We start from the raw sequence: 17,630 nt of genomic DNA, 5'->3' as shown, positions 1-17,630 counted from the left end.
CGGCGCCCACCGGCCATCAGCCTGCCTACTGAAAACGCACGATGGTCGCCACGGCGCCGCGATTGCGGTCGGTGTAGCTCGTGGCGTACTCGCCATACACGGTTGAAGCGGCGCCGGCGAGAACGCCTGGCAAGGCCACGGTGGCGCTGGTGGCGCTGGCGCCGGGGTAGTAGGACACGGTCTGGCGCACGCGCGGGTAGTTGGCTGCGCCCTGCTTGGGGCCCTGATCGTGCGCCCAGACCGAGCCCAACGCCAAGGGCAGACCACCCGCCGGGGGCTTGGCCGCCGTCCAGCTGAGGGTGGTGCTGCCGCCCGCGCCCTTGAAGGCGCTGGCCACGTCGGCCAACGCCAGCGAGCTGGTGACCACGCTGAAGGCTGCCGGCGCCGCCGTCATGTCGGCAAAGCTGTAGGGCAGGCGCGGCAGCGTGACCTGGTAGCTGGCCAGGGGCGTTTTGCCCACGCTGCCGCCCTTGGTGGCCCAGCCGTCGTCGCCATACACCTCGAAGGTGTAGGTGCCACCGGCCTGGAAGCCCCAGGCGGCAAACGATGCATCGGCACCGGCAACCTCAGGGGCGCTTGCACCGGCCGCCACGCTCCAGCCCCAGGAGTCTCCCCCCGTGCCCTTGCTGGCGCAGGCCGCGTAGGCTTGATCGGGGACCTTGCTCGTGTCGTCGCCAAGGCACATACGGAAGTTGTCGTTGTCCTTGTAATTGCCTGAGCCCAGCAAGCCTTGCATGGCCGGCGCATCGCGCATCAACCGGGGCGAGAGCATCAGCAGTGAAAAATCGGCCCCCGAGCCGCCCTTGGGCCCAGGCCCGCGCACCACCACGTAGGTGGCGACTTTGCCCGGGTCGCTCACGACAAAGCGCACCTCGCGCCGCAGGGTGGCGCCGTTGGCGGCGCCGTCGGTGATGCGCTTGGTGGCGTAGTAGATGTTGCGCGCCTGCACGCTGGCATCGACGATGCGCCGGTTGCCAAAAAAGCGCAGATCGGGCTTGTTGGTGGGCGTGCTGCAGCCGGGCGTGCCGCTGGAGCTGCCGGCAATCATCGTCATCGGCGCGCGGCTGGACGCCAGCGAGCGCGTGCCGTCGGCATAGACGATGTCGTAATTGACGTCCACCTCCTGGCGCGCCGTGCCGTCGGCGTTGGCGCTGTTGCGCTCGGCCAGCACGGTGATGTTTTCATAGTGCAGGCCGACCCGGTAGGCCTGGCTGGCGATCGCCCCGGCGGCGTCCTCGGCGTAGTCATTGGCCACGGTGGCCTTGGAGCCGCCGTCCGCCAGAAAACAACCGTCCCAGTTCGCAGCGCGGGCGTCGGCGGTGGCGGGCGTTTGGGTCGCCCACAGCTGCTGCTCGGCCAGAAGCAGCGCCTGAACTTTTTGCAAGGTTGTTTGGGGTGCGGGTGCGGGTGCGGGTGCCGGGGCGGGCGCGGGCGCCGGGGCGGGCGCGGGCGCCGGGGCGGGCGCGGGCGCCGGCGCATCGTCGTCGCCGCCGCAGGCCGACAGCGTCAGCACGGCCGCCGCACACAAGGCGCTGAGCATCCACATGTTTCGTTCTCGGGTCATGGTTTTCTCCTCGATCGGGGGTTGGACTTCTGGGGCGGGCACTTCCGTATCGAGCCGGCTCGAGTGCACCCGCTGGCCTGCCGCCCGGCAGGTTCAGCCAGTGTCACGGCGCAGCGGCCATGGCGCCATTCGTCCTTGGTGGCAACCGCGGTCGCATGCGGCACTGAACTTTGGTTGAGGGCCCTGTGACGGAAAGCGCATTTCCAAACCCGGGCGATGGCAGGTATGCTGCGCAGCACGCCAACCACCCACGCTTGCGCCGGGAGCCGACATGCGGGTTCTGCTGATCGACGATCACGCGCTGTTTCGCCGCGGACTGCGGCTGATGCTGCGCGAGCTGATGCCCGAGGCCGACGTGAGCGAGGCGGACAGCTGCGCGGCGGCCATCGACATGGCCGACAGCGCCTTTGACCTGGTGCTGCTGGACCTGAACATGCCCGGCATGCAGGGCCTGAGCGCGCTGGACGCCATCAAGCCGGTGTTCAAGCAATGCCCGGTGGTGGTCGTGTCGGGCGAGGACAGCCCCACCCTGATCCGCACGGCCATCCAGGACGGCGCCGCCGGCTTCATCCCCAAGACATCGGAGCCCGAGGTGATGCAGGCGGCGCTGCGCGTGGTGTTGGCCCGCGGGGTCTACGTTCCGGCCGATGCGCTCGGTGCGCAAACGGGTTCGCTCGAAAACCTGACGCCGCGCCAGCTCGAGGTGCTGCGCCGCGCCCTCAAGGGCACGCCCAACAAGCTGATCGCACGCGAGCTGAACATCTCGGAAGGGACGGTCAAGTCGCACCTGTCGGCCACCTTCCGCGCCATCAACGCGCGCAACCGCACCGAGGCCCTGTACTTCGCGGCCCATTCCGGGTTCAAGCTGTGACGCCGCGCGACGCAGGCACGCGCACCGAGCCCGCACCAGCGGCGGCAGCAGCGGCGGGCGAGCCGAACACGCCGGCGCGGCTGCTGCATTTCACCGTGACGCAATTGGTGCGCAACGCCTGGACCATCTGGGTGATCTGCTTTTTTCTGGGGTTCACGTGGTGGCGCCACGCCTTGCCCGCCGTGGCGTTTGGCTGGCTGGCGGCGCTGGTGCTCAGCTTCATGCTGCGGGCGGTGTGGCTGCGTCCGGCATGCGAGCTCCAGACATTGGCAGCGGATTACCCGCGCTGGCGCCGCCGCTTTCTGGTGGGCACCGTCGTCACGGGTCTCGTGGTGGCGGCCGGGCCCGTGCTGACCTTCGGCGAACTGCCCGACACCGGGCGCATGTACATGACCATGGTGCTGTGCAGCTGGCTGGCCGGGGCGATGGCGGTGTTTGGCCCGGTTGCGCGCGACTACGCCGTGTATGCGACGTTGTTCATCGGCGGCATCGTCGTCGCCTGGCTGGGCACCGACAGCCTCTACGTGACCGACATCGTGGTGATGCTGATCGTCTATGTGCTGGTGCTGTCGGGTTTTGCCCGCAGGTTTGCCAGCCTGGTGGCCGAAGGCATGAGCATCCGCCACGCCAACGACCAGCTGGTGGCCGAGTTGCGCCAGGCCCGGGACAGCGCCGAGGACGCCAACCGCGCCAAGACGCGCTTTCTGGCGGTGGCCAGCCACGACCTGCGCCAGCCCTTGCATGCGCTGATGATGCTCAACGGCCTGTTGGGGCGCGCCGGCTCGGTCGAGCGTGCCAAGGAGGTGTCCAGCCAGATGGGGCGCTCGCTGCGCGTGCTTGACCATCTGTTCACGTCGCTGCTGGACTTCTCGCGCCTGGACAGCGTGCGGATCGAGCCCCACGCCGGTTGGCACGCCTGCGACGATCTGATGAACCAGGCGATCTCTCCGCTGCTGGCAGCGGCCCAGGCCAAGGGACTGGTGCTGGGCCAGGCGAGCGCGGCGGTGGAGCTGCACACCGACCCCGACCTGCTGGTGCGCATCGTGCGCAACCTGGTGGACAACGCGATCAAGTTCACCACCACGGGCGCAGTCCGCGTGACGGCGGAGCTGGCGGCGGACCAGTCCTGCACCATCACGGTGGCCGACACCGGCCGCGGCATCCCGCAGAACCTGCGCCAGGAGGTGTTCAAGGAGTATTTTCAGGTGGCCGGCGAACGCAACGCGACTGGCCTTGGGCTGGGCCTGGCCATTGTCCGTCGCCTGGCTGAAGTGCTGGGTTTGCGTGTCACCGTCGCCGACAACCCGGGTGGCGGCACGCGCTTTTGCGTGCATGTGCCCGCCAGCGCCGTGCGGCCCGCCAGGAAGGCCGGCCCCATCGAGCCATGGCGCGCCAGTTCACCCGCGCCCTTGGCGCCCCGCACGGTGCTGTGCGTGGACGACGACGAGGACTCGCTGCAGGCGACCAGCGCGCTGTTGCACGCCTGGGGTTTGCGCGTGATCAACGCAGGCTCCGCCGAGCAAGCGATCGCCCTGGCGCGCGAGCACCCGGCGGTTGACATCGTGCTCAGCGACCACCAGCTCGGCAACGGACTGCCGGGCAGCGAGTTGATCTATCAACTGCGCGAAGTCCTGGGCGAAATCCCGGCCGCCCTGATCACCGGCGACGCCGTCGCGATGCAGGCCCATCGCGCCGGGCAAATCGAGTTTCCGGTGCTGGCCAAGCCGGTCGATCCAGCCGAGCTTCGCAGGCTGCTGGAGGTGTTTCAGGAGCTCGAGTGAAGATCGACGACACCGCCCGCAGCGACGATGGCCGCCTGTCCAGCAGCATCGGCGCCCTGCGCGAATGGATGGCCAGCCGATCCGATCCCGTGCTGGAGACGGTGATCATTGGTTCGGGCTACGGCGGCGCCGTCGCCGCACAGCGGCTTGCACAAGCCAACATGGAGGTCGCGGTGCTCGAGCGTGGCCTCGAATGGCAAAGCGGCGAGTTTCCGGACGGGCTGGCCAGGGCATTTGGCCAGATCCGCATCGACAACAGCGCGGCCCCACAGCTGACCGGCAACGAGACGGCCCTGTTCGATTTGCGCCTGGGCCAGGGCATCGGTGCGCTGGTGGGCAACGCATTGGGCGGCGGCAGCCAGATCAACGCCGGCGTGGCGATCGAGCCCGATCCGCGGGTGTTCGACAAGGTCGCCGAGGGCCGACGCGCCTGGCCGGCGCGAATCGACGGCCCGGCCATGGCGCCGCATTTTGAAGCGGCGCGCCGATGCCTTGGGGCCGAAGTGTGCTCCGCCGCCCTGGTCGGCGCGAGTCCGGATGCCGCGCAACGACCGCGTCTCGACGTGCCGCTGAAGACCCAGCGCCTGCGCGAACTGGTTGCAACGATGCGCGGGAGCGCCCCCGAAGGCAGCCAGTGCAATGTGGACGAGCCACTGCACCTGACCATTCGTCAGGCCGATCCTAGCCGCGACACCCTGGATGCGCGGGGACGGCTTTCGCCGAACGCGTGCGTCGGTTGCGGCGAATGCGTCGCCGGGTGCAACTTCAATGCCAAGCAGACCCTGACGCACACCTATCTGCGGCGTGCCGAAGCGGCGGGCGCGCGCCTGTACACGGGGGTCACGGCGCTGCAACTGGAACGCGCGGGTGAGCATTGGTGCATCCGCTGCGTTGCCACCGCCGATCGCCAGCGCCAGCGCGAAGGCGCCGACGTGCCCGAGCTTCGCATCCGGGCGCGGCATGTGTTTGTCGCAGCCGGTGCGCTGGGCAGCACCGAGCTCTTGCTGCGCAGCCAGAACGCAGGCGCCGGACTGGGCTTTTCCAGCCGGCTCGGCAGTCGGCTGGCGACCAATGGCGACAACCTGGCCGTCGCTTACCTGGCCGACCGATCCGTCAACGGCATCGGCCAGGGCGCGGCCGGCTTCGCGTGGCAGATGCCGGGCGTCGGACCGACGATCAGCGGCAGCCTGCGCTGGCGCAATCCGGATCGACTGGAGCAGGAAGTCCTGATTCAGGATGCCGCGATTCCACGGGCGCTGGCCGGCATCTTTCACGAGCTGGTGACCACCAGCGGCATGCTCGCGCAACTCGCCTCGTGGTCCATGCGGCCGCAAAAGGGGAACGGAGCGCAGCACGTCGTGGACTGGGCCGCCCTGCAAACCAGCAGCCTCGCCCGGACTCAAACACTGCTGCTCATGGGTCACGATGCGGCGCTGGGGCGCATGGAGCGCAACCGGGACTCCGATCGACTGCGGCTGATCTATCCACCGCAAGAAAGCCGACGCGTTGCCGCCATTCAGGACCGGTACCTGGCTGCGGTTTTTGGCGCGCATGGTTTGCTGTTGCGCAGCCCCTGGTCGGAGCCCATGCCACGCACCATGGCGGCGTCGCTCGAGAGCCCACCGTGGGGCGGCGCCGGCTTTACCGTCCATCCGCTCGGCGGCTGCCCCATGGGCGACGACGCATCCACCGGCGTGGTCGATCATGCCGGGCGCGTTTTCAAGGCGGTCGCTGACGCCGACGGCGCCGTGCACCCGGGGCTGTACGTGCTGGACGGGTCGATTGTTCCAAGCTCGCTGGGCGTCAATCCCCTGCTCACCATCACCGCGCTGGCGGAGCGGGCCATGAGCGTGCTGCTGCGAGAGGACTTTTCCGTCAAAGACCCCGTCGCACCGACCGCGCCGCCGACCACGGCCCCACCGATGCACGACAAGAAAACGGTCGCCGCCGTTCCCCGGCACGTGCCCGTGCATTTCACCGAGGTGCTGCGCAACGCGCGGGCCGGCGCAGCCGTTGGCAAGAGGCCCGCGGCCTCGGGATCCGGATTCGAGTGGCGGCCAGGCCCGCGAGGCCGGCTTCAGGCCGCCGATGCCAAGCTGGTGCTGCATCTGCCGCTGCCGAGCCTGGAGCGGTTCGCCGCGGACCCGAACCACGTCATTGCGATCCCCGCGCAAGGCACCGAACCGCATGCCATCGCATCCGATCATGAGCCCGCGCATCTGCTCGTCGAGCAGGCCGTTGCGAGCGCAGATCAGGCCCCCGCCTTCCGTGCCCAGATGCACGTCACCGGTGGCGCCGTTCAACTGCTCGCGGCTTCATCGCGCGGGTCGTGGCGACGCCTTGACGCATTCGCAAGAACCCTCATCACCTGGCTGGTCTCGCGGGGCGCAGAAGACGCCTGGAACTGGCTGCGCGGCAACACGCCCCGACCGCCGTCCACGCCGACATCCGACGAAGCACCGCAGCCCTGGCTGCACCGGCTGCTGCAAAGCGGCCAACGCCTGCTTCAACTGGCCTGGCATTGCAGCGAGGTGCGAACCATGCGCTACACGCTGCAGTTGCGCGACTCGGCCGCACCCGTGGACTCGGGCTTCAGCCATGAACTGGTCGGTCAGAAATCGCTTGGATACCCGGCCACGTGGGGGCAGATCCTGGGTTTGCTCACGCCACCGTCCGTGCTGCGCTTGTGTCAACGGCTCCTGAGCGCTCATGGTCAGCCAGGGTCACCGGGAGAGTGGCTGCCGCGACTTGGCCGCACCAACGTCTGGATGTCGCTGTCCGAGATGGACGTCCGGGTGTTTGATCGACAGCGGCGCCTGGTAGGACGCGGCTGCCTGGGCCTGGACTTGATCGACATGTCACGTCTGCATGCGCCGCAGTTGGGGCTTCGCGGCAACACGCCCGATGCCCTGATCGCGCTGGCGGGTTACCCGCTGTGGATGCTCCGATTCTTGCTCAAGACCAGGCTGTGGGATTTTCGTTTGCCGGACTATCCGACACACCGGCCGCCGGAGTTGAACCCCAACTCGAGCGCCGCGGCGGCGCCGGTTCCCGGCACCGACGAGGTCGAATGCGTCACCGCGTGGCCCGGACGATTTCCGCCCTTGCGCGTGCCCGATCCGCAGCGGCCCGGCGGCCGGTGCTGCGTGAATGCCCACGTGTTTGACGCGTTCGACGTCCCGCTTTCTCGCGAGCAGCCAGAAAAGAGGATTTGGCTGCGCCTGATTCGCTATCCACATTCGAGCGTGGCGATGACGCAAGACCAGCACGGCGTGCGTCGATTCAAATCCATTTTGCTGCTGAATGGATTTGCGCAGTCCACCCTGCCGTTCGTCGCCGAAGAGCTGAAGCCGGAGAACGGCGACTCCAATCTGGCCGCGTGGCTGCATCAGCAAGGTTTTGACGTATGGCTCTTCGAGTACCGCACCAGCGCCATCCTGGAGAGCTCCAAACTGCCTTGCTCGATGGATGACATCGCGGCCAACGACATTCCTGCCGCCGTTGACCGGGTGCTCGACCACCTGCGCAAGGAGAACGGACTGCGTTCGGACGAGCCGGCGCAGATTCATGCTTTCGCCCATTGCGTTGGCGGTGCGTCCCTGGCCATGTCGCTGCTTGGCGGACGCCTGCAGTACCGCCGTCCGGACGATGGCGCGGAGCTGAACTGCGGGAAGCTGGCCAGCGTGGTGTTCTCGCAAATGCACCTGTACCTGGTCGGCAGCGCCAGCGCCCAGGCGCGCCTGGGCCTCAGCGCGCTCGCTCGCGACGCTCTGGGCATCAAGTACTTTCGTCTGTCCGCGGCCGAGCGCCAGGCAACGCCTTTCGAGAGCGTGCTCGATCGCCTGTTTGCCAGCCTGCCCGTCGAGCCCGAACAGGAGTGCCCGCACGAGCGCTTTCGCTTCGCGCCGCACCCGGACACCTGCACCTGCAAGCGCATGACGGGAATCGTGAGCCGCCTGATCCATCACCCACGCATCCTTGCGCAAACGCATGAACGGCTGCCGATCTACTATGGTCGCGCCAACACCAGCCTGCTGGTGCACGGCTCGCGCTGTGTCGAGCACGAGCGCCTGGTGAACGCGGACGGCCAGAACACCTACGTGACGGAAGACAACATCCAGCGCTACCTTGATTTGCCCATTGCGTTGCTGCATGGCGACCAAAACGCGCTGTTCGACGTGGAATCGGCGCATCGAACGATGCAACAGCTTGAGCGGCTGCACTCGGCGCTGTGCCGGCAAGGCCTCATGCGAACGATCATCGCGAAGGACTTCGGGCACTTCGACTGCACCATCGGCCATGGCGCACCGATGCGTGAACAGATTCTTGATCCGATCGCCAGATTTCTGAAAGATGCATGGGCATACGATCGCCCCCTCGAACCGCCCCACGGCGACGACAACCCCAAAACCACGCGCGTGCGCGCGCCGGCCGCCGGACCCGTGATCGGTTGGACTCGACGCGCGCCGCCCGACTACGGCAAGAGCGGCTGGCTCGTTCGCCTGTGGATCGAAATCGACGAGAGCAGCTCCGACCGTGCCGATCGTGCGCTCACACGGATCGAACCGGCCGGCGAGGCGATGCTGTGGCCCGTGCTGCGCGTGCCCGTGGCAACCTGGCCCGCCCCGCCCGTCACCCTGGCCGAGTGGGCGCGCCCGATGGTCCCCCATGAGCCATACATCTGCATGGCCCTGGCGGATGTTTTCATCGCAGATGAAATGCTGAACGCCCGCGCGCCCATCGCCATCACGATGGTGAGCGTTCATGAATACGAACCCGGCGATGCCCGGCCGAGGACGGACCCGATAGGCAGGCCCGGTTCCGGCGTGTATTCATCGCCCGGCGTAGCCGTCACTGGCCTGTTGCGTGACGCCATTGCCGCATCGAATCTGGGCTCGCCAAAAGCATCGGCACCGCATGTTTCGGCGCTCGACTGGATACAGCGGTTTCGCGACAGGCATGCCGGCCGGCCGACTGATCTGCCGTGGTGGATCGGGATGCACATGGACGACGCGGAGCGCCAATCCTTGGCCAAATGCGTGGACGATCTTCGCGCGCAAGAGCAGATCAGGCGAGAGGCTGCCGCACGCGCCAACCCGTGGACGGCGTCGCGCATCCGGCGCGGCACCTCGCCTTCCAATGACCGACCGTCGGGTCAGGCACTCATCGATCCCGCGGTTTTCACCACGCCTCAAGAGCCATCGGCACGGTTCATCGTCGCCTGTTGCCGTCACCCGGGTTGGGCTGTCGAGCGCGCGCGCGCCAACCACAGCCTGCTTGATCTCGACCGCCGGATGACGCAAGGCGAGGTGGTGCCGCAGTTCATGCTGCTGATGGGAGACCAGATCTACGCGGACGCCACGGCCGGCGTGGCCGACAGCCCGTCTGCGGTGGAAAAGGTGGTGACCGCCAGCCGAACCGCGTTCAACACGGATGGCATGCGCCGTATCCTGTCCCGTGTTCCGTGCTACATGGCGATCGACGATCACGAGATCGCCGAAAACTGGTCCGGCGACATGCTTGAGGGCAGCGGGCCAAGCCAGACCGAGACCCGGCGCCTGCACGCGACCGGCATGGCGAGCTTCGCGGCGTTCCAGTGGGTCCATTCACCGCGCAACCACAACGCCGGCAGCTTCGACTACGGCTTCGAGGCGTCGTCGTGCGATGTTTTCGTTCTCGATGCACGCTCGCATCGTCATCGCGCAGCCGCGGCGGGGGCTGCCCGCATCTGTTCGGCCCGGCAGATGGCGGCCCTCAAAGCCTGGTTGAACGATGGATCGGGGCGCCTCAAGGTGCTCGCCTGCGGCTCGGTGGTCGTCCCCGGACTGCTCCAGCACCGGCGCGACGCCGAGCTGCGGTGCCCGGCCGAGGATGCCGACAACTGGCAGCGTGTGCCGGGGCAACGCGCCGAGATCCTGCGCCTGCTGGCCCTGAGCACGGCGCCGGCGGTCGCACTGGTCAGCGGCGACTACCACTGCGCCTGCGTTTCGACCATTCGCTTCATGCGGGGCCATGAACTCGTGCGCCAAGCCTGCGCCGTCGTGGCGCCGCCGCTGTACGCGCCCTATCCGGCCATCAATGTCCATCCAAAAGATGTTTGCGCGATCGAATCGATTGATCTCGACGACGGACTGCGGGCCGAAGTCCGCACCGAGAGTTGGGACGGCAATGGCTACGCCGAAATAACCGCCACCGCCCACCCCGATTGCGCCACGTACCACGTCAACGTGGCCATGCGCGTGATGCAATGGGATCGGCGCCGCGCACCCACGTGGCTCACGCCGAGCCGCGACGTGTCGCTGAGCCGGCCACCGAGCCGAAACAGCGGCTGACGAAGCCGCACCTTCCGCCGGATTCTCAGGTGCCGTCGCGCAACGCCGCGCGCAGCAGCGTCCACACCGAAGCCGCCAGCATCAGCAAGCCGCCGATCATGAACAGGTGCGCGGTGGGATGCGGCCCCGGCGCCGGATCCCAGCGGGACGCCATCCAGCCCACCACCGTCAGGGCCAGGCCCATGAAGGTGAACACGCCGAACAGCAGCCAGCGCAGCAGGGCGCGGCGCGCCGGCACCTGCAGCGCGCAGGCCCAGGCGGCCACCACCAGCACAACCAGCACAAAAGTCAAACGCGGCTCCTATTTGCAAACGAGGCAGCAGGCCCGTCCCTATACACTGCGGGCATTCTTGCACCGCCGCACCCATGGTCCCTCATCTCATCACCGCCCTCAACGGCCCCATCAACGAGCTGGAGCAGCGCCTGCTCGACGCCACGCCGGTGATCGAGCGCTGGTTCCGCCTGGAGTGGATGGAGCACACACCGCCCGTGTATTGTGCGGTGGACATCCGCAACGCCGGCTTCAAGCTGGCGCCGGTGGACACCAACCTGTACCCCGACGGCTGGCACAACCTCTCGCCCGACACGCTGCCGCTGGCGGTACAGGCGGCGCAGGCGGCCATCGAGAAGATCTGCCCGGAAGCGCACAACCTTCTGATCGTGCCCGAGAGCGGCAAGCTGCCCCCGTACTACCTGACGAGCCTGGCGCGGCTGGGCGAGATCTTCAGCATGGCGGGGCTGAACGTGCGCTTCGGCTCGGTCGATCCGGCGCTCAAGCGCGCCACGTCCATGACGTTGCCCGACGGCCGCAAGCTGACGCTGGAGCCGGCGCTGCGCCAGCGCTTTCGGCTGGGTCTGAAGCACTTCGACCCCTGCACCATCCTGCTCAACAACGACTTGCCGACGGGCGCGCCGGGCATCCTGGAAGACCTGCACGAGCAATACCTGCTGCCGCCCCTGCAGGCGGGCGGGGCGGTGCGCCGCAAGAGCCGGCACTTCCAGTGCTATGAAGACGTGAGCAAGCGCTTTGGCAAGCTGGTCGGCATCGACCCCTGGCTGATCAACCCGCTGTTCGCCACCTGCGGCGAGATCGACATCCACGACGCCTGCGGCGGCGAGTGCCTGCGCTCGCACGTGGACACGCTGCTGGGCAGGATTCGGCGCAAGTACAAGGAATACGGCATCAACGAGAAGCCCTTTGTCGTGGTCAAGGCCGACCACGGCCCGCGCGGCATGGGCATCATGACGGTGCGCGACGTGAAGGACCTGGCGCGCCTGGCGCCCAGGCCCACGCGCGCGGGCGAGCCCAGCCCGGTGCCCGCGGGCGAGGTGATCATCCAGGAGGGCGTGCTGGCCAGCGAGCGCATTCACGACGCGGTGGCCGAGCCGGTGGTCTACATGATCGACCGCTACGTGGTGGGCGGTTTTTATCGCATCCACGCCGAGCGGGACAGCGACGACAGCCTGTGCGCGCCCGGCACCCGCTTCGTGCCCCTGCCCTTTGCCGGCAACGCGCACCTGCCGCGCCCCGGCGCCAAGGGCGAAGCGGCGGCGCCCAACCGTTTTTACATGTACGGCGTGATCGCGCGCCTGGCCATGGCGGCGGCCAGCTACGAGCTGGAGGCCACCGACCCCGCACTGCAGGAAGTTGAGTAGAGCCCGCTGGCGCTGTTTTCGTCAGCAAAAAAGCCCCCACAAACCCTGGCCACCGCAGGCACAATGGCGCACCCCCGCCGTCGGCCGTCACCATGCAAGAATCCAGGACCTCCCTGCCCACGCTGACGGTCGGCGCCATCGGCGTGGTGTTCGGCGACATCGGCACCAGCGTGCTCTACACCGTCAAGGAGGTGTTCAGCACCGGCCACGTGCAGTTCACGCCCCACAACGTGCACGGCGTGCTTTCGCTGATCTTCTGGACGCTGACCATCGTCGTCTCGATCAAGTACGTGGCCCTGGTGCTGCGCGCGGACAACAATGGCGAGGGCGGGCTGGTGGCCATGCTGACCCTGGCCTCCAGCGCGGTGGCCGACCGCCCGCGCCTGCGCCACTGGATGCTGCTGGTGGGCATCTTCGGCACCTGCCTCTTCTACGGCGACGGCGTCATCACCCCGGCCATCACCACGCTGGGCGCGATGGAAGGGCTGGAGGTGGTCTCGCCCGAGTTCACGCAATATGTGATCCCGCTCACGCTGGTGGTGCTGTTCGTGCTGTTTCTGGTGCAGAAAAAGGGCACGGCGGGCATCGGGCGCTTCTTTGGTCCGGTGATGCTGCTGTGGTTTGCCGTCATCGCGCTGCTGGGCGTGTTGCACATCGCCAGCCAGCCGCGCATCCTGTGGGCCGTGCTGCCGCACTACGCCATCAGCTTTGCCGCCGCGCACCCGGGCATCACCTTCATCATCCTGGGCGCGGTGGTGCTGTGCGTGACCGGCTGCGAGGCGCTGTACGCCGACATGGGGCACTTCGGCAAGCAGCCGATCCGCCTGGGCTGGTTCGGCATCGCCATGCCGGCGCTGGTGCTCAACTACTTCGGCCAGGGCGCGCTGCTGCTGGCCGAGGGGCACGAGGCGGTGAAGAACCCCTTCTTTCACATGGCGCCCGACTGGGCCACGCTGCCGCTGGTGGGCCTGGCCACGGCCGCCGCCGTGATCGCCTCGCAAGCGCTGATCTCGGGCGCCTTCAGCGTCACCAAGCAGGTCATCCAGCTCGGTTTTTTGCCGCAGCTGACGATCCTGCACACCAGCGTGCGCGACACGGGGCAGATCTATATGCCGCTGGTCAACTGGGGCCTGTTCGTGCTGATCGCGCTGGCCGTGGGCATGTTTCGCTCGTCGGGCAACCTGGCCGCGGCCTACGGCATCGCCGTCACCACCGACATGCTGATCACCACCGTGCTGACCTTCTTCGTGGTGCGCTACGCGTGGAAGTTCTCGCTGGCGCTGACGATTGCGGCGACCGGGTTCTTCGTCGCCGTCGACCTGCTGTTCTGGAGCTCCAACCTGCTCAAGCTGGTGCACGGCGGCTGGTTTCCGCTGGCCATTGCCGGCGCCATCTTCATGCTGATGCTGACCTGGCGCGACGGGCGCGCGCTGCTCTACCACGTGCTGCAGGACACGGCGCTGAACCTGAAGGACTTCTTGCAGTCGCTGTTCGTCTCGCCGCCCACGCGGGTCGAGGGGACGGCGGTGTTCCTGAGCACCGACCCCGACATCGTCCCCAACGCCTTGCTGCACAACCTCAAGCACAACAAGGTGCTGCACGCGCAAAACCTGTTCGTCACGCGGTGCAGCCACGAAGTGCCCTGGATTGGCCTGGACAAGCGGCTGGAAGTCGAGCCACTCGGCCACGACTGCTGGCGCGTGCTGGTGCACTACGGCTTCAAGAACGACCCCGACCTGCCCAAGTCGCTCGCCCTGCTGGCCGGCCGCGGCATCGACCTGAACCCGATGACCACCAGCTACTTTCTGTCGCGCAACATCGTCATCCCCACGCCGGGCAGCGGATTGATGCCTTGGCGCGAAAAACTGTTTGCCTACATGCACCAGAACGCGACCGGCACGGCCGAGTACCTCAATTTGCCGAGCAACGCGGTGGTCGAGTTGGGCGGCAAAGTCGAGATATGACCCCCGCGATCCACGCGCTGGGCGCTGCCTTGCCCGGCGCTTGCCGCCGGAGGCCGTGAGCCCATGGCGTTGCACGCGAGCCGAATCGCGACGAGGATGATCGAACACCCGGAGGCCCGATGACTGCACAAAGCAAATCCAGTCTTGGCGCGCTGATGCTGGGCGCCGTGGGCGTGGTGTTCGGCGACATCGGCACCAGCCCGCTGTATGCGTTTCGCGAGGTGTTCGCCGACGGGCGCGTGTCCTTCTCGCACGAGCACGTGATGGCCGCCACCTCGATGTTCATCTGGGCGCTGATCGTGGTGGTGGCCTTCAAGTACGTGGGGCTGGTGATGCGCGCCGACAACGACGGCGAGGGCGGCATGATGGCCCTGTTGGCGCTGGCCTCGCGCTCGGTGGGCGACCGCCCGCGCCTGCGCGCGGGCATGCTGGCGGTGGGCGCGTTCGGCGTGGCGCTGTTCTTTGGCGACGGCGTGATCACGCCGGCCATCTCGGTGCTGTCGGCGGTCGAGGGCATGGAGGTGGCGACGCCCGGCGCCAAGCCCTACGTGCTGCCCATCACGCTGGTGGTTCTGGCCTTGCTGTTCGTGGTGCAGCGGCACGGCACCAGCCGCATCGGGCGCTTCTTCGGGCCGGTGATGGTGCTGTGGTTTCTGGTGCTGGGCGCCATCGGGGCCTTGCAGATCGCGCAGCATCCGCAGGTGCTGGCGGCGGTGTCCCCGCATCACGCGCTGCGCTTCGTGTGGGAGCAGCCGCACATCGCCTTCATCGCGCTGGGCGCGGTGTTTTTGTGTCTGACCGGCGCCGAGGCGCTGTATGCCGACATGGGGCACTTCGGCAAGCGCCCCATCCGGCTGGCCTGGTTCGTGCTGGTGATGCCGGCGCTGATGCTGAACTACCTGGGCCAGGGCGCGCTGGTGCTGGCGCAGCCCAAGGCGGTCGAGAACCCGTTCTACCTGCTGGCGCCGCCCTGGGCCCTGGTGGGCCTGGTGGTGCTGGCCACGGCGGCCACGGTGATCGCCTCGCAAGCGCTGATTTCGGGTGCGTATTCGGCGGCCAAGCAGTCGATGCAGCTCGATTTTTTGCCGCGCATGCGCATCGATCACACCTCCGAGGAAGAGATCGGACAAATCTACATTCGGGCCGTCAACGGGTTGCTGCTGGTGGGCGTGGTGCTCACGGTGGGCCTGTTTCGCAGCTCGTCGGCCATGGCCGCGGCCTACGGCGTGTCGGTCAGCCTGCTGATGGTCATCACCACGGGCCTGACCTTCTTCGTGGTGCGTCACGGCTGGCACTACCCGCTGCCCTTGGCGCTGGCGGCCACCGGGGTCTTCCTGGCCGTCGATCTGGTGTTCTTCGGCTCCAACGCGCTCAAGATCGCCGACGGCGGCTGGTATCCGCTCTTGATCGCGGCGCTGGTCTTCACCGTGATGGCCACCTGGCGGCGCGGGCGCGAGCTGATCCGCGAGCACAACCGCGCGCACGCGGTCGAGTTGCCGCTGTTCCTGGACGCCGTCTTCGTGCACCCGCCGCAGCGCGTGGGCGGCACCGCCGTGTTCCTGTGCGCGGTGGCCGGCATCACGCCCAACGCACTGCTGCACAGCCTCAAGCACTACAAGGTGCTGCACACGCGCAACCTGTTCGTGAGCGTGCGCAACCATGAAGTGCCGTGGGTGGCGCCCAATCAACGCCTGGAAATCGTCGATCTGGGCAACGACTGCTGGCGCGTCACGCTGCACTACGGCTTCAAGGACCACATCGACCTGCCGGGCGCACTGAACGGCGCCGTCAACCAGGTGGGCCCGATCGACCCGATGCTGACCAGCTACTTCCTGTCGGCCACCACCATCGTGCCGCACTCCGGCGGCGGCATGGCGCTGTGGCGCGAAAAGCTCTACACCCGGCTGCACCTCAACGCCAGCCCGATGGCCGAGTTCTTGCGCCTGCCGGTCAACGCCGTGGTCGAGCTGGGCACCCAAATCGAAATTTAAAACCAAACCGGCCGCCAGCGTCCGTCCAGCAAGCGCAAGCAGCTTTGATATTCATAGCAATCCTGCGCACCAACGACGCGGCGCCGGCATGTTGCGCTGGGAGCGCCGGCATCTTGCCGGCAAAGGAGCCACACGTAGGGCGATGCGCTTGAATGCCGGCAAGATGCCGGCGCTCCCACGCTCATTGAACGATGCCGCGCTGGCGCAGCACGGCAATCTGCTCGCCCGTCAACCCCATCTCGCGCAGCACCGCGTCGGTATCCTCGCCCAGGTGCGGCGCGCTGGATCGCACGCCGCCCGGCGTGGCCGACAGCTTGGGCACGATGCCGGGCACCGTCACGGTGTCGCCGTCGCGCGTGACTTGCGTCAGCAGCATGTCGCGCGCCTGGTAGTGCGCATCCTCGGCAATGTCGCGCGCGGTGTAGACCTTGCCGGCGGGCACGCGCGCGGCCGTCAGGGCATCGAGCACCGCCTGCACCGTGCGCGGCTGCGTCCACGCGCCAATGGCGGCGTCGATCTCGGCCACGCGCGCCACGCGCCCGGCGTTGCTGGCCAGGTCGGGCGCCTGGCCCAGGTCATCGCGCCCAATCGCCTGCATCAGCCGCTTGAAGATGCTGTCGCCATTGCCGGCCACCAGCACCCAGCCGTCCTGGCACGCATAGGCGTTGCTGGGGGCAATGCCCGGCAGCGCGCTGCCCGCGGGCTCGCGCACGGCACCAAAGGCGCTGTACTCGGGGATCAGGCTTTCCATGCAGTTGAACACCGCCTCGTGCAGCGCCACGTCGATCACCTGCCCCGCGCCGCCGCGCGCCGTGCGGTGGTGCAGCGCCAGCAGCACGCCGATCACGCCGTGCAGCGCCGCCAGCGTGTCGCCGATCGACACCCCCACACGCACCGGCACGCGCCCCGGCTCGGCCGTCAGGTGGCGCAGGCCGCCCATGGCCTCGCCCACCACGCCAAAGCCGGGCCGGTCGCGGTAGGGCCCGGTCTGGCCGTAGCCCGAGATGCGCAGGATGATCAGGCCCGGGTTGAGCGCGTGCAGCCGCTCGGGCGCCAGGCCCCAGCCCTCCAGCGTGCCGGGCTTGAAGTTCTCGATCAGCACATCGGCCTCGGCAATCAGCCGGCGCGCGATGTCCTGCCCCTCGGCCTGGCGCAAATCCAGCGCCAGCGAGCGCTTGTTGCGCGACTGCACCTGCCACCACACCGAGGTGCCGTGCTGCAGCAAACGCCAATTGCGCAGCGGGTCGCCCGCGCCCGGCGGCTCGATCTTGAGCACCTCGGCACCGAAATCGCCCAGCGTCTTGCCGGCAAACGGACCGGCGATCAGCTGGCCCATCTCGATCACGCGCAGGCCGGCCAAGGGGGTGGTTTGGTGGACACTCATGCAGTCATTGTGCATTCGGCCGCCGCCACCATCTCCTTCAGGCTTATGCGTCGTTGGGCAAGGCTGCGGCTCGCCACGCCGCACCAT

The 17,630-nt window shown here is 67.9% G+C and carries 9 protein-coding genes; 6 read left to right on the top strand and 3 right to left on the bottom strand.

The features are described 5' to 3' along the window. Window positions 1–25: 25 nt before the first annotated feature. Entirely contained in the window at window positions 26–1,564 is a 1,539-nt protein-coding gene (locus tag U1F38_RS09890; RefSeq protein WP_409986893.1) for a hypothetical protein, read from the bottom strand. A gap of 271 nt (window positions 1,565–1,835) precedes the next feature. On the opposite strand from U1F38_RS09890, the gene U1F38_RS09885 reads away from it, so the two are divergent. Genes U1F38_RS09885 through U1F38_RS09875 form a run of 3 tightly spaced genes read left to right on the top strand, consistent with a single transcriptional unit; the run spans window position 1,836 to window position 10,548 of the window. Continuing rightward, entirely contained in the window at window positions 1,836–2,435 is a 600-nt protein-coding gene (locus U1F38_RS09885; protein WP_409986892.1) for a response regulator, read from the top strand. Next, on the top strand, window positions 2,432–4,216 hold the full coding sequence (locus U1F38_RS09880; protein WP_409986891.1) for an ATP-binding protein: 1,785 nt from the start codon (window positions 2,432–2,434) through the stop codon (window positions 4,214–4,216). Before U1F38_RS09885 ends, U1F38_RS09880 begins: the two co-directional genes overlap by 4 nt. Further along, entirely contained in the window at window positions 4,213–10,548 is a 6,336-nt protein-coding gene (locus U1F38_RS09875) for an alkaline phosphatase D family protein (RefSeq protein WP_409986890.1), read from the top strand. The genes U1F38_RS09880 and U1F38_RS09875 overlap by 4 nt, the downstream gene beginning before the upstream one ends. A 25-nt stretch (window positions 10,549–10,573) precedes the next feature. On the opposite strand, the gene U1F38_RS09870 is transcribed toward U1F38_RS09875, so the two are convergent. Beyond that, window positions 10,574–10,840 carry a hypothetical protein gene (locus U1F38_RS09870; protein ID WP_409986889.1) on the bottom strand — a complete coding sequence of 89 codons (267 nt, stop codon included), beginning with the start codon at window positions 10,838–10,840 and terminating at the stop codon, window positions 10,574–10,576. 74 nt (window positions 10,841–10,914) lie between these two features. Between U1F38_RS09870 and gshA the strand changes: the two genes are divergently transcribed. From gshA to U1F38_RS09855, 3 genes are all read left to right on the top strand, one after another. After that, a complete protein-coding gene (gshA, locus tag U1F38_RS09865; protein WP_409986888.1) occupies window positions 10,915–12,204 on the top strand; it encodes a glutamate--cysteine ligase in 1,290 nt (429 codons plus the stop codon). A gap of 92 nt (window positions 12,205–12,296) precedes the next feature. Continuing rightward, on the top strand, window positions 12,297–14,168 hold the full coding sequence (locus U1F38_RS09860; protein ID WP_409986887.1) for a potassium transporter Kup: 1,872 nt from the start codon (window positions 12,297–12,299) through the stop codon (window positions 14,166–14,168). A 119-nt stretch (window positions 14,169–14,287) separates the two neighbouring features. Next, a complete protein-coding gene (locus U1F38_RS09855) occupies window positions 14,288–16,159 on the top strand; it encodes a potassium transporter Kup (RefSeq protein ID WP_409986886.1) in 1,872 nt (623 codons plus the stop codon). A gap of 181 nt (window positions 16,160–16,340) precedes the next feature. Here U1F38_RS09855 and U1F38_RS09850 read toward each other — a convergent pair whose 3' ends face one another. Further along, window positions 16,341–17,543, bottom strand: a complete 1,203-nt coding sequence (locus tag U1F38_RS09850; protein ID WP_409986885.1) for a CaiB/BaiF CoA transferase family protein — start codon at window positions 17,541–17,543, stop codon at window positions 16,341–16,343. Window positions 17,544–17,630: the final 87 nt, after the last annotated feature.

Source organism: Ottowia sp. (assembly GCF_046348305.1).
Lineage (GTDB): Bacteria > Pseudomonadota > Gammaproteobacteria > Burkholderiales > Burkholderiaceae_C > Ottowia.
This window is presented reverse-complemented; position numbering and strand designations above follow the sequence as displayed.